Raw genomic sequence first — 13,104 nt, 5'->3', positions numbered from 1 at the left:
TAGACAATGCAGCCAGCCGTTAGCCAGCAGACACTGTTAAAGGCTATTAATTCGCCATTCGAGTGATTTTGCCAACGTTAGGTAAATTGCGGATTCGCTTAATAATACGGGCAAGGTGAACACGCCCTTTGACCGATAGCGTTAAATTAACCGTAGAGAGTCGGGCGTCGCGCTCTTCGATACCGATACGCTCAATATTAGCGTCGGCATCGGTAACCAACCCAGCCAGTTCAGCAACCAGCCCACGGCGGCTTTCGATTTCAATGCGTAGCGCAACGGGGAAATCGTCGTCGATACTCTCAGACCACTCAAGGGCAAACAACTTTTCAGGGTCGTTTTTCAAGTCAGTGAGGTTTCTACACTCACTACGGTGCACCACCAGCCCTTTACCTACAGAAAGGTGGCCGACTACAGGATCTCCGGGCAGCGGGTGGCAACAGCGGGCAAAATTAATCACCATGCCTTCACTACCGCTAATCACCACAGCTTTATCGTTACCTTCTGTGATCACCTGATCTCGTTGGTCGCCACCATGCGCCACATCGACTAAGCGGCGAGCAACCACGTGCGCCATCCGATTGCCTAGCCCAAGCGACTCCAACAACGCATCCAGAGAGGTAACGTCCAGCTCGCGAAAGGCTTGACCAAACACGCTCTCGTCCAGCTCTTCCAAGCTAGTTTCAAAGGGTGTCAGCGCCTTATTCAACAGTCGGCGGCCCAACATAATCGCTTCGGCTTGCTGCTGGTGCTTAAGTGCATGCCGAATAGCCGAACGTGCCTTGGCAGTGGTCACAAAGTTCAGCCACGCTAGATTAGGCCGTGCTCCTGGAGCGGTGATAATTTCCAGGGTTTGGCCGCTTTCAAGGCGGGTGGAAAGCGGTGCCAAGTGGCGGTCGATACGACAGGCTATACAGTTGTTGCCAATATCGGTATGCACGCTGTAGGCAAAGTCGATCACCGTAGCCCCCTGGGGCAACTCCATGATGTCGCCTTTGGGCGTGAACACGTAGATATCATCGGGGAACAGGTCGTTTTTAACGTGCTCAATAAATTCCAGCGAATCCCCTGCGTGGCGCTGCATCTCCAGCAACCCTTTTACCCAGGCGCGGGCGCGGGCATGGCTTCCCTCAGCAATGGGGTGATCCGTTTGCCCTGCTTTATAAAGCCAGTGGGCGGCAATACCATTATTGGCCATGGCTTCCATTTCGCGGGTGCGTATCTGCACCTCGATGGGCATGCCCCGCTGGCCAAATAGCGTAGTGTGCAGGCTCTGATAGCCATTTGCCTTAGGTATTGCGATGTAATCTTTAAACCGCCCAGGCACCGGTTTATACAGGTTATGCACTACGCCCAGGATACGGTAGCAACTGGCAACGTCCTCGGTGATGATCCGAAAACCGAATACATCCATGATTTCTGCGAACGGCTTGCGCTGATCACGCATCTTTTTGTATATCGATAATAGATGCTTCTGGCGGCCTACCACCGTCCCTTTCAACGCCTCGTCGTCCAAACTCTGTTGAAGTGACGACTGGATTTCCCGCATGGCACTACGGCGATTGCCACGTGCACTGGCCACGGCACGCTTAATACGCTCAGCACGCATGGGGTGAATAGCTTGGAAAGAGAGGTCTTCTAGTTCAATACGAATAGTATTGATACCCAACCGCCCAGCAATGCGGGCGTAAATTTCTAGTGTTTCGCGGGCAATACGGCGCTTCTTGTCGGGCCTTAGCGCACCCAGCGTACGCATGTTATGCAGCCGGTCAGCCAGCTTAACAATGATGACACGGATATCCCGCGACATCGCTAACACCATTTTTTGAAAGTTTTCCGCCTGAGCGACGGCTTTATCTTCAAAGGTGATTTGGGTCAGTTTGGAGACCCCATCCACCAGCTCAGCTACCGGCTTGCCAAACTGTGCAGCCAAGGCATTTTTCGAGACGCCGGTGTCTTCAATCACATCATGCAGCATGGCCGCCATCAGGCTTTGATGATCCATATGCATGTTCGCGAGAATATTGGCGACTGCCAGCGGATGGGTAACGTAAGGCTCGCCTGAGCGGCGGCGCTGACCATCATGGGCCTGCTCAGCGTAGTAGAAGGCGCGCTTGACCTGCTGGATCTCGTCCGGTGGTAAATAGCCGCCGAGTCGATCGGCAAGGTCATCAATGGTGAACATTTACCGCGCCCCTAATCGGTTCTTAACCTTAGTCGTCGATATGAGTAGGCGCCATCGCGGGGCGCGTACGCACGGGGGCTTCAACCGGCTCATCCAGCACCGTGTGATCAACTAGGCCCGCAGCGATTTCGCGCAGAGCCATAACAGTGGGCTTATCGTTTTCCCAGGGTAGTTGCGCATCACGGGAACCGCGAGCCAGCTGGCGCGCGCGCTGGGTGGAAATCATCACCAGCTTGAAGCGATTTTCAACATTTTCCAGACAATCTTCGACGGTTACGCGAGCCATGGGGTCTTCCTGTAATGACGACGCTGGGCCGACGTTGTTGAACAACGCCGCCGACCCAGCGAAAAAAGTGGCAATATGACCTGATAGATTACTCGACGCTAGGCGCCTGTGACAAGAGCGCATCGAGTAACGGCGCGTGACGCTCCTGCATAACGCCTCTGGTTAAGCGGCGGCTGATCACCAACGACTGCAGCTCTTGCAGTGCGGTTGTGAAGTCGTCGTTAATCACCAAGTAGTCGTATTCATCGTAATGCGACATTTCACTAACCGCATCGCGCATGCGTCGCGCAATCACTGCATGCTCATCGGTACCCCGGCTAGCGAGGCGGCGTTCTAGCTCACTGCGCGACGGAGGTAGAATAAAAATCGATACCGCCGATGGCATTTGCTGTCGCACCTGCTGGGCGCCCTGCCAGTCAATCTCTAAAATAACATCCTGCCCTGCATCCAGCAGGGTTTGTACCGCTTGGCGCGAGGTGCCGTAGTAATTGTCAAAGACCTTGGCATACTCAAAGAAACCGCCATGTTCGATCATCGCCTGGAAGTCGGCCACCGAAATAAAGTGGTAGTTAACGCCATCCACTTCACCTTCGCGTTTACCGCGTGTAGTGTGCGATACCGATACCTGAATACCATCAAGGCTCTCGATTAACTCACGAACCAAGCTGGTTTTGCCAGCACCCGACGGGGCAGACACAATAAAAAGCGTACCCTGGGACATGAAGCGCTTCCCTAGTTAACGAAAAAGTTAGCGAAAAAATTAGCGAAAGCGAAAAGTTAAATAAACGCAACGTTAATAGAGCACGCTAATAACAACTTAGCGGGCAAAAATAAACCAGCTGACAACAATCGCCAAGTTTAGCGCAGGCGTTAGAATGGTGCGCAGTATCGCACACCCATGGCGTGGGCTGTAGGGTTTCACGCAGAGCGATAAGGAGATCAGCATGCGTAGAGCGCTTATCATTTTATGCTTTATTGCCGTAGGCGTGGCATTACAACAGGGCATCATTGAAATTCCCCGCCACTGGGCTCCCTGGGCACCGCTTTATGTTGACGATCCTATCACCCCCGTTACCCAGCTTAAGCTCAAACGCTTGAACGATAATCGTGAGGCCTGTTTGGCAGCGCTGAACACAGTGCCAGAGAGCGAGCTTAGTTACACCCCTTTGGCAGATTACGTACCCACTGCAAGCTGCCCACTCAGTAACGTAGTACGTATGCAGTCCAGCAGTGTTCGCTTCAATCAAAGTTTTGTCGCCACTTGCCCACTGGCATTGGCCTGGGTGATGTATGAACGCCACTCCCTGCAACCCGCCGCTGAAGAGATTATGGGCAGCCGTGTCGCCCAGGTAGATCATCTGGGTAGCTTCGCCTGCCGCAACGTATATGGCCGTGAGTCCGGTCGCCGAAGCGAGCACGCTACCGCTGAAGCATTGGATGTAGCGGGGTTTAGATTCGAGAATGGCCAGCAAATTACACTTCTCAACCACTGGGATAATGACGGAGCAACGGGAGAGTTCCTACGGGCGGCCAGAGATGGCGCCTGCGATGTATTTGGCAATGTGTTAGGGCCAGACTATAACGCCGCGCATGCTGACCACTTCCATTTAGGCATGCGCGGCTTTAGGCTTTGCCGATAAGGCGCCTAATCGTTAATCCAGGCGGATATCCGTAGCGGCACCGGTAGCAGCACCTACGCCACCACCAATCACAGCGCCTTTGGTTACGCTACCGCCCGTCGCCGCCGCAGCGCCTGCGCCTACCGCCGCGCCAATGCCAGCACCACTAGCAGTACGCTCGCCAGTGGTCGTGCCACAGCCTGCCAAGGCTAGCGTTAGTGCAGCAATAGCACTCAGGATTAAGACGCGTGGCGTCTTCATTATTTGAGTATGCATAGGGTCACCTCCTTATGGGTAGCACACTTACAACCTAGGCAGAATACACGCCTTTCGCCACCTTTAATCCTCTAGGCCTTGTGTTAGAAATAGCTCACTTAAAGGAGTGTGCTACTGCATATGTTCGCTTTTCAAGCCATCGTCCCCAGGCAAAAATCACCAACCCACACAGTGCCAGCCCGGTGCCTACTAACCCAGTACTCGACCAACTAAAGCCTGCACTAATTGCCAACCCAGCGAGCCATGCCCCCAGCGCATTAGCCCCATTAAAAGCCGCGTGATTAAGCGAAGCGGCCATGGTTTGAGCATCGCCCGCCACGTCCATCAAGCGGGTTTGTAGAGCAGGGGCCAGGGCCATGCTAGACCCCACTAGACCAACGAATAAAAGTCCTGTCCAAACATTGTTAGCGGCAAAATAGAACAGCCCCTGGATAACAGCGCACCACACTAATGTTAAGGGGATGGTTCGCATCAGGTTTTTATCTGCCGCACGCCCGCCAACCAAATTACCGGCTATCGAGCCAAGGCCAAAGATGACCAGCACCAGTGGCCCCAGTGCCTCACTCATTCCCGCCTGCTGAGTCAGCGTAGGCATCACGTAGCTAAAGATCGAGAACATGCCGCCACAACCGATACAGGCAATGGCTACGGTTACCAATACCCGCTGCTTCACCAGAGCAGAAAGCTCGCGTAACGGGCTTGCTAGCGCATCAAACGGCTGCAGCGGTACCCACAGGCGGATCAACAACGCCGTCAACAGTGCAATTGCGCCTACCGCAGCGAAGGCAATTTGCCAGCCAAACAGGTTTCCGGCCCAGGTACCTAACGGTGCACCGATCAAAATAGCCACGGTTAAGCCCATCATTACTCTAGCAATAGCCCGCGCTCGCTGGTCAATAGGCACCGCCCCAGCAGCTACCAGCGCCGCCACACCAAAGTAAGCGCCATGGGGTAATCCTGCTAGAAAACGCAAGCCGACAAACGACCAAAACCCTGGCGCCATGGCGCTGGCAATATTGCCTACGGCAAACACTAGCATCAACGCAATTAGCAATGCTCGTTTCGGCACCCTCGCCGCCAAAGCAGAAATCAGCGGCGCGCCTACCACCACCCCCAAGGCATAGCTACTAATCGCGTAGCCCACCTGAGGAACGGTCACGGATAAATCCTCCGCCACGCGATTCATCAAGCCCATGATGACAAATTCACTAGTGCCAATACCAAAGCCACCTAGCGCTAATACGAATTCGGCCAAACGCGGGTTACGCGCTTGGCCTAGTGACGTCTCCTGCATACCTCTCTCCCCAAGCGCTTCTGCAAAGCGCCAGCTCATCAAAACGGTCTTAGATAGAGGGGGATAATCGCAGGACTAGACGAAAGTATAAATACATCGCGCATAAAAAAGTTAGCGTGCAAAGGAGGTTTACGAGCTAGCCGGTACGGCTCTTTGGTGATGAGCTACCCTTAAAAAGACTCAGACGGACACTGCTCGATGGACAGTAAGCGCTTACGCAGTTCGCGGTTACGCGGCACCAATCCTGTTTGCAGCCCTAAAGGGCGGAATACTTGGTTAAGCAGTGCCAATGTAGGACTTGCTTTATCGGCTTCAAGATCAGACAGTGAGCGACGACTAATGCCCACCAGCTCGGCATATTGTGTTTGCGACATTCCCAATACTTCGCGGCGTAGTTTACGCAGCACCTGCCCTGAGCTGATCTCTTCCCGCAGCAGCTGGGACAATAGCGCCATAAGTAATGCCTCACGCTCAATGCTAGAGAGTTCTTTGCGTTTCATAAAAGTTCTTTGCGTTTCATACTAGCCCCCAGCGGCTCAGCTTAGCGTCCAGATAATTCAGCCCCACCGCATTCGATGCTAGCAACGCTTCCGGCACTCCCCGCACAGCAAGTCGTTCTTTTAGCCCGATTAGCTGACTCCCCAGCGCTTTTAGCTCTGCCATCAATTGCTCGGGGGGCACATAGGCATTCAAGTTCTTCGCAATGGCTACCCAATTGAATTCAGGGCCCTCTTCAAATGGCGCGCCCCAAGTGGTGGTGCGAATAATGCCTTCTGGGTCAGCCTTCATGGGCGCAAAGTCGTAGACTGGCGCCAACCAGATTCCCTGAGGCGTTTTCAACAGTGCCGTATTGCGACCATGGTTATCGCTGTTGGCAAAAGCAACATTAAGTAGATCACGTTTCACCCACTCGCTCACGAAACGCGCCGTATCAAAATGACCTCCCGACTCGCGAGAGCGGTATGGCTGGCTCAACAGGCCAACCAGTGACTCAATCACGGCAAAATGGTTTAAGAAGCTTCCCGGCTGACGCTCCATCGCGGAATAAACCGACTCCAACCCATACAGCGTTTGCTTCCCTGCGGGGTAATCAACATCAAAGCGGGGCAACCACAGCGATGGATAGCGCTCACCTTCGATTAACCGCATTCCTTGCGTGGCAATGGTCGCTACGCCTATTGACGCCAGCTCATGATAGAAATAGTACTCCGCGCGGAGGATGTTGTTATCAAGCTCGGTGCGCTGGCCGCGAGGAAATTTCACCAGATAGTGTTGGTCGGTATTCGTCACATCATCTTGATAGGTATCGATCCAGACCTGATCGTCTGGCGTACAACGTAGCAATAGCTTAGGTGCTTCTCCGCCGGCCCCCGTTGCACCACCGCCCGCGGCTCCCATCTGCTGCGCATAGGCAAGAAAATCACTATCTCGATCAACGACGTCACGTAAAGAAAAGCGCTGCTGTTCTAGCGTACTGCCTGCAGGGCGCTCGGGAAGCGCCTCTTTAATGCGCAAATTACCGACTGGTGCAATCGTACCTTTAGCTAATAGAGGGTAATCTTGTTCAGCCTCGGTAAGCGCCGAGATACCCAACTGCATGATCCAGTGACGGCGGCTTGCTCCAGAAGGCATGATATCGTCTAAAAAAGCGAACCAATGTGGCGATTGATGGGTATTCATTAACTCAATCGGCAAACGCAGGCTGCAAGCATGCTCATCATCTCGATCCAGCCATTCAAGGGCATAATCGGTGATATAGCCTAATCGAGCAGGCCCCTTACGGCCTAGCTCTGGATGTTCAATCACCAACTCAGCGGCATCGTGCCACTGACCATGATGGAAGGCTTGAACGGTTAGCAACGCGGGCCACCTCAATTGAGCAGTTTAATGCTCAATAGTGTAGTCAAAGGCATCGTAATGTGCATTTTAATACTCAAAAAATAACTAACAACTAGTTTTTGAGCAATTATATTCTCATTTAATAACGGGGGCCCGCAGTGACACCTGACGACCAGCCGATTAACACCATCAAACAGGCCATGGCGGCACTCGCTAAGGCCGACCCAGATATCGCCCGCGCTCTGCCCCTTGTAGGCGCGCCACCACCCCGCGAGCGCGATAAAGGTTTTGCGACACTCCTCTCCACCATCGTTAGTCAGCAGATCTCCACCGAAGCAGCCCGCGCCATTCTGGGCCGTGTAAATACACTACTGCCTGAATTACATGCTAAGGCAGTGATGGAGGTAGAAGGCCAAGCGCTGCGCGATGCGGGGCTCTCCTGGCGCAAGATTGAGTACGCCAAGGGGCTGGCAGAAGCGGAGCTCGCAGGCACCTTCAGCGCCGATGGGCTTGAGCAGCTAAGCGATGACGAAGCCATTGCCGCCATTACTGAGCTACGTGGCTTTGGCCGCTGGAGCGCCGAGATCTACCTGATGTTCTCGCTGCAACGCCCGGATATCTTTCCCGCCGATGACCTCGCCCTGCGGGTGGCGCTTGGCCGCTTAAAAGGCATGGACGACAAACCCACGCCTAAGCAGGCACGTCAGTTGGTAGAACACTGGGCGCCCTGGCGTAGCGTGGGTTCGCTGTTTCTTTGGCACTACTATCGTGGAGAGCCGTTATGAAAGAAAGAAAACCGCTATAATCGCTGCCTCAATATGCTTACTTCAATAAGAATAATGGTGTTATGAATTTAAAAGCATTACGCCTGTTTAGGCTAACGGTATTACATGGTTCCCTTTCTGCCGCCGCTCAATCAGTCAACCTGAGCCAGCCAGCTGCCAGCCGTCTGATATCCACACTGGAGGGAGAACTAAAGCTCACTCTCTTTATACGCAATCATCAGAAGCTGTCATTAACGCAGGAGGGGGAACGCTTCTACCGAGAAGCAGAGCATATTCTCAATGGCATTGAGGAAATTCCCTCTATTGCCAGTGACATCCGGCAACGTAGTGTGGAGGCGCTCCGCATTATTACCTCAGCTCCTCTGGGCGCCACCCTTTTGCCATCTGTCATTGCGCGGTTGCGGGCATCTTGCCAAGAACTTAACTGCAAGATCGATATTGGTAGCCGATTCGATGTCGAACGTCTCGTCGGCTCCCGTCGCTACAACCTCGGTCTACTCTCGTTACCGGTTGAAAATGCGATTGTTGATTTATCGGTCACTCCCATCCTCAAGGCACGCACCCAGGTTCTCTTGCCCTTCGACCACCCGTTGGCCAAGCAGGAAAACATCCCCATAGAGGCATTGGCGGAAATGCCCTTCGTTACTCTCAGGCCGAAACAAATCTGGCGACAACGTCTGGACCGCCTGTTCGAGACCATTGGCCAGAGGCCCCGTATCGCGCTGGAGGTCGGTTCAACACAACTGGTGCCAAGCTTTGTGGAAGCGGGCTTTGGCCTGGGCTTACTGGATAGGGCGTGCTGCGGTTCCAGTTTGAATGGCAAGACGGTTATGCGCCCGCTATCTCCAGCGAGTGGGCTCACCTATGCCTGTATTTTGCCCCCCGCCGGGCAACGCCCAATCGCGCAGCGCTTCATTGAAGCGCTGCGCCAAGACCTAGCGGAGAAGTGTGAAGGGGAGCGTGAATTCGCTGACAACATCAGCGTTCTGCCCCCGCCAGAGCACTCTGTTTAACCATTCCCCCTAGCAAGCAGATTACAACGGCAGAACGTAACCGACCATCAACCGGTTCTCATCAATATCGCTGGAAAAGTTGGCACGACGGACGGCGTTACGCCAGCGTAAGGACATTCCCTTAAGGGGGCCGCTCTGCAGTATGTACTCCACATCAAGGTCCCGCTCCCACTCACGCCCTTCGCCATCGAATCCTGCCACCGTGGCGTTATCCCCTGTTGCATAGCGGGCGGTAAAGGTAAGCCCAGGCACCCCGATATCAGTAAAATCGTAATCGTAACGGGCATGCCATACGCGCTGCCCGGTCTCAGTGAAGTTACTGAACTGCATTTGGGAGAATAGATAAACCGTTGTTCCATTAACATAGGCGAAAGGCGTACTGCCAAACTGCTCTTGATAGCCACCGCTCCAGGTATGGCCATTCAGGCGATAGCGTAGTCGGCTGCTGGCTGCCCGGTTGTCCACCTCTCCGGCGCTGGCCGCTCCCGCCTCGTCAGACGAGAAGTAACGAAGGTCCATCCCCAGGCGGCCCTCGCCAAGGTCCAGCGAGTGACTCACGCCCAGATAGTGCTGCTGGTAGATATCCTCCAATTGAGCGAATTGATAACCCAACCGCGTACGGTTGGTAACCCGGTAATTGCCGCCCACGAACCGAAACCGCTGGCTGTCTGCCGCTGTGTAGGCGCCGCCCTTACGGTTGATACTGAGATCCTCATAATGGGTTGCATCACGCTGTCTAGTGCGCGAGAGCAAGCCCGCGGTCAACTCCAGATCGTCAATATCATTAGAAGTAATCTGAAAACCACGAAACGTCTGAGGGAAAAGACGGCTGGTATTGGGCCTCAGCGTGGGCAGCGCCGGTTCTAAATCGCCATAACGTAACTCACTTTCGGCGACTCTCATCTTGGCGGAAATCCCAAACTTGGCGTAATCGTCCTCAGCACGCCGGGCATAATTTGGCGCCCCTGGCGCAGCCTCATCTTCACGGGGCAGCAAGCCTGTATTGGAACGGGATGGGCTGGAATCCAGCTTGAGCCCGTACATACCCAGCGTATCCACACCAAACCCAATAGGCCCCTCGGTAAAACCTGAGTCCAGCCTCAGCAAAAAGCCTTGGGCCCACTCCGCCCGTTCAGTTTGTCCACTACTTTGCGGATAATCACGGTGGATATAGTAGTTTTTGAACTCCAGCGAAGATGACATCTCTTCGATAAAGCTAGCGTGTACCAAGCTAGAAAGCAGAAAAGCGGGCAGACCGATGGCCGACAACCTGAGTGGTATCGTCATAAAGACTCCTCGTTATCATTTGTTTTGTGGGAGTGTTAGCAATGTTCGGCAAGCCAGCAGGACGGCTGGAAGCGTGCCCTGCTGACCTGGCTTATTTAGAGGGTTTCAGCTAACCCATGGTTAGAGAGCGTCAGCTATCAGGAGCCGTATCAGGTGTCGTGACATCAAAGGCTCCCGTGCGCTCAAATGCATCAAACTGCGCTGCAGCGAACGAGGCCACTTTAGCGTTGTCATGCCCTGTGTCCGGCACCGTTTGGAAAGCCCAATTAAAGTCCAGCCCGAAGCGATTAGCTTTCTGCTCGGCGGTTTTGTAATAAACCCAGGCACGCTCAACTCGATGATTCCCCTGCGCCATGGCTTGATAGTTTCGGCGCAGATATTGGTGCCAGGGGTCCGTATCCTTATCACCGACAGTCACCAGCAGATTTTTTTCAAATAGCGCCTGTTGCTCATCATGGCTAACCTCCGTCGGCGCATTAGCAAGCCCATAAGGCCACTCATTGTCAGTATCAGGCAGCGTCCACCAGCCCGCGGCCGAGCAAATCGTTGCCTGCGCTTGGCTGTCAGGCATAAACGTCATCATCCGATGAACAAACTGACAACCCGCACTATGGCCAAACAGATAGTAACTATCTCGCTCGGTCTGCCCACTCTCCTGAAGGTCGCTGTACAGGGTATCAATGACGCTATATGACCACTCCTCGGTCGGGTTTACTTCTCCTTCCGCCGTCGTCAGATTGCCGAGGTTATAGCCCGCCACACCGGGGTAGTCTTCAGGGGAAAACCGCGGCACTACGATATTGAAATTGTACTGATCCGCCGCCTCAATCCAGGCATCACGGTACTCATCGGCATTGCGACGTAGCCCGGTCAGCACAAACACGATAGGGGTTTGAGCATCAGCACCCTCGGGCGCATAGTGGTAAACATCGATTTGACGCTGGGTATCCGGAAGCGTAAAGGTGGACACGCCACTTCCCGTGGAAAGCACCTCTCCTGCCATAGCGCTCGTTGCCAACATTATGCTGCTGGTCAACAGCAGCCGTGTTGGCCATTTTTTTGCCCTCACCGGTTTCTTTACTCCCACCGTGCTTTTCACTCTCGCTGGGCTTGTAGCTATTGTTATCGTTGTCATGCGACTTCCTCGTTGAATGCGCTCCTCAAGCGCTTGGCACTGGCCTGCGCCGACGCCGCCATTTCAAGGGCGACCTGACGGCTTTGGCCGGTGTAGTGAAGCGGGTTGAGTGCAGCCTCTAATGCCTGCAGCTCACCATAATGGGTTCGCACAATTTCATGCTTGAACAGGGTAATGGCGAAGGAGGCACCGGCTTCTCGACTAGAGGTGACCGCCTCATGGACGAGATCGTGCGCCCGTTGACGTCCGATGGTCTTGGCCAGCTCCAGCATCACCAGCTCCGACATCAACGGCGCAGCATTGGCCATTAATATTTCCTGCATACGGGCCGGGTTGGGCACCAGTCGTTCAAGCAAGGTTTGCTGGCTGACCGCCAACTGATAAGCCAGGACGCCCGCCGTATCCAGAAGCTTATAGAGGCGGAAGTTGCAGGCGGCATCCCCTTCATGGGAAGGAAGCGCGGCTTCCAGCGCTGGCGCTACCAAACTTCTTAGCTCCCCCGCTTGGGCAAGCAGTTTGACGGCATATTTGGGATTGAACTTATGTGGCATAGTGCTGCTGCCCACGACACCGTCATCCTGGTCTTCAGAGATCTCTTCAAACTCGTTGGCCATTAAGGAATAGACCTCTTGCCCCAATCGTTCGCATCCTGCGGCGAAGAGTGCCAACACCCCGATATACTCGACCAATCCATCAACCGCCGCGCGTGAATGCACCCGAGAAACACCCAATGTAAGGCGATCGGCCAATGCTTGTGCCAGCGGCTGCCCCTGGGCGCCATAGCTATGCATTGCACCGCTAGCCCCACCGAAAGTCAGCATAAAGGCACGCTCTTCAACCCATTCAAGCCGCTGGACGTTACGCTCCAGCTCCTCAATCCAGCCTGCGACCTTGTAACCAAACGTGATGGGAAGCGCATGGCGGCGATTGGTTCTCGCCACACAGGGCCAATCAGCCCCTTTTTCAGCCAACCTAGCCAGTAGCGCTAACTGGTTGGCCAGCCGTCCCTTAAGCCAACGATGGGCTCGCTTTAATTGCATCACTTTGCCGGTCAGAATGATGTTTTGGGTGGTTGCGCCAAGATGCACATAGCCGCCAGCATCACCATCACACCGCTCTGCCAGCGCCCTAACCAGAGACATCACCGGCGACATGGTGCGTTCGATATCCGCCGCCAATGCATTTACGTCCATCTGTTCCAACGTGGCACGGCGGGCGATCTCATCGGCAGCTTGTTGAGGGATCATCCCCAGCCCAGCTTGAGTGAGCGCCAGGGCACTCTCCACTTCAAGCCACGACTGCCAGGTTGCTTCGCGTGAGAACAGTGACTCAGCAGAATCAGGCAGTGTTTCACACACTGTGAATGTTTCCTTTGTCGGCATCATGAA

General features: G+C 54.3%; 13 protein-coding genes. 3 read left to right on the top strand and 10 right to left on the bottom strand.

Annotated features, from left to right (window positions below):
• Window positions 1–46: 46 nt before the first annotated feature.
• The 3 genes from CPA45_RS07470 to gmk form a co-directional block, all read right to left on the bottom strand.
• Entirely contained in the window at window positions 47–2,182 is a 2,136-nt protein-coding gene (locus tag CPA45_RS07470; protein WP_096650937.1) for a RelA/SpoT family protein, read from the bottom strand.
• 28 nt (window positions 2,183–2,210) lie between these two features.
• A complete protein-coding gene (gene rpoZ / locus CPA45_RS07465) occupies window positions 2,211–2,468 on the bottom strand; it encodes a DNA-directed RNA polymerase subunit omega (protein ID WP_078089619.1) in 258 nt (85 codons plus the stop codon).
• Between the two features lie 88 nt (window positions 2,469–2,556).
• Window positions 2,557–3,189 (bottom strand): guanylate kinase, encoded by a 633-nt coding sequence (gene gmk, locus CPA45_RS07460; protein ID WP_096650936.1) that lies wholly within the window; start codon window positions 3,187–3,189, stop codon window positions 2,557–2,559.
• A gap of 223 nt (window positions 3,190–3,412) precedes the next feature.
• On the opposite strand from gmk, the gene CPA45_RS07455 reads away from it, so the two are divergent.
• On the top strand, window positions 3,413–4,108 hold the full coding sequence (locus CPA45_RS07455; protein ID WP_096650935.1) for an extensin-like domain-containing protein: 696 nt from the start codon (window positions 3,413–3,415) through the stop codon (window positions 4,106–4,108).
• 12 nt (window positions 4,109–4,120) lie between these two features.
• Here CPA45_RS07455 and CPA45_RS07450 read toward each other — a convergent pair whose 3' ends face one another.
• The 4 genes from CPA45_RS07450 to CPA45_RS07435 form a co-directional block, all read right to left on the bottom strand.
• The gene (locus CPA45_RS07450) at window positions 4,121–4,363 is read right to left on the bottom strand and encodes a hypothetical protein (protein WP_096650934.1); all 243 of its coding nucleotides are present in this window, start codon (window positions 4,361–4,363) and stop codon (window positions 4,121–4,123) included.
• Between the two features lie 94 nt (window positions 4,364–4,457).
• A complete protein-coding gene (locus CPA45_RS07445; protein WP_096651019.1) occupies window positions 4,458–5,657 on the bottom strand; it encodes an MFS transporter in 1,200 nt (399 codons plus the stop codon).
• Window positions 5,658–5,827: 170 nt separating this feature from the next.
• Entirely contained in the window at window positions 5,828–6,157 is a 330-nt protein-coding gene (locus CPA45_RS07440; RefSeq protein ID WP_096650933.1) for a helix-turn-helix domain-containing protein, read from the bottom strand.
• A 16-nt stretch (window positions 6,158–6,173) separates the two neighbouring features.
• Entirely contained in the window at window positions 6,174–7,517 is a 1,344-nt protein-coding gene (locus CPA45_RS07435) for a type II toxin-antitoxin system HipA family toxin (protein WP_096650932.1), read from the bottom strand.
• Between the two features lie 179 nt (window positions 7,518–7,696).
• Here CPA45_RS07435 and CPA45_RS07430 point away from each other — a divergent pair, with 179 nt between their 5' ends.
• The gene (locus tag CPA45_RS07430; protein ID WP_096651018.1) at window positions 7,697–8,281 is read left to right on the top strand and encodes a DNA-3-methyladenine glycosylase family protein; all 585 of its coding nucleotides are present in this window, start codon (window positions 7,697–7,699) and stop codon (window positions 8,279–8,281) included.
• A gap of 62 nt (window positions 8,282–8,343) precedes the next feature.
• Window positions 8,344–9,294 carry a LysR family transcriptional regulator gene (locus tag CPA45_RS07425; RefSeq protein WP_096650931.1) on the top strand — a complete coding sequence of 317 codons (951 nt, stop codon included), beginning with the start codon at window positions 8,344–8,346 and terminating at the stop codon, window positions 9,292–9,294.
• Between the two features lie 21 nt (window positions 9,295–9,315).
• Here the strand turns inward: CPA45_RS07425 and CPA45_RS07420 are convergent, their stop codons facing one another.
• The 3 genes from CPA45_RS07420 to CPA45_RS07410 form a co-directional block, all read right to left on the bottom strand.
• On the bottom strand, window positions 9,316–10,581 hold the full coding sequence (locus tag CPA45_RS07420) for an OprD family porin (RefSeq protein ID WP_096650930.1): 1,266 nt from the start codon (window positions 10,579–10,581) through the stop codon (window positions 9,316–9,318).
• 130 nt (window positions 10,582–10,711) lie between these two features.
• Complete coding sequence (locus tag CPA45_RS07415) at window positions 10,712–11,716, bottom strand: alpha/beta hydrolase-fold protein (RefSeq protein ID WP_133066779.1); 1,005 nt, start codon at window positions 11,714–11,716, stop codon at window positions 10,712–10,714.
• Window positions 11,713–13,101 carry a lyase family protein gene (locus CPA45_RS07410; protein WP_096650928.1) on the bottom strand — a complete coding sequence of 463 codons (1,389 nt, stop codon included), beginning with the start codon at window positions 13,099–13,101 and terminating at the stop codon, window positions 11,713–11,715. Before CPA45_RS07410 ends, CPA45_RS07415 begins: the two co-directional genes overlap by 4 nt.
• Window positions 13,102–13,104 lie beyond the last annotated feature (3 nt).

The sequence above is a fragment of the Vreelandella nigrificans genome, from assembly GCF_002374315.1.
GTDB lineage: Bacteria > Pseudomonadota > Gammaproteobacteria > Pseudomonadales > Halomonadaceae > Vreelandella > Vreelandella nigrificans.
Note: the sequence above shows the minus strand (reverse complement) of the source record. Positions and strands in the feature narration are given on the sequence as shown.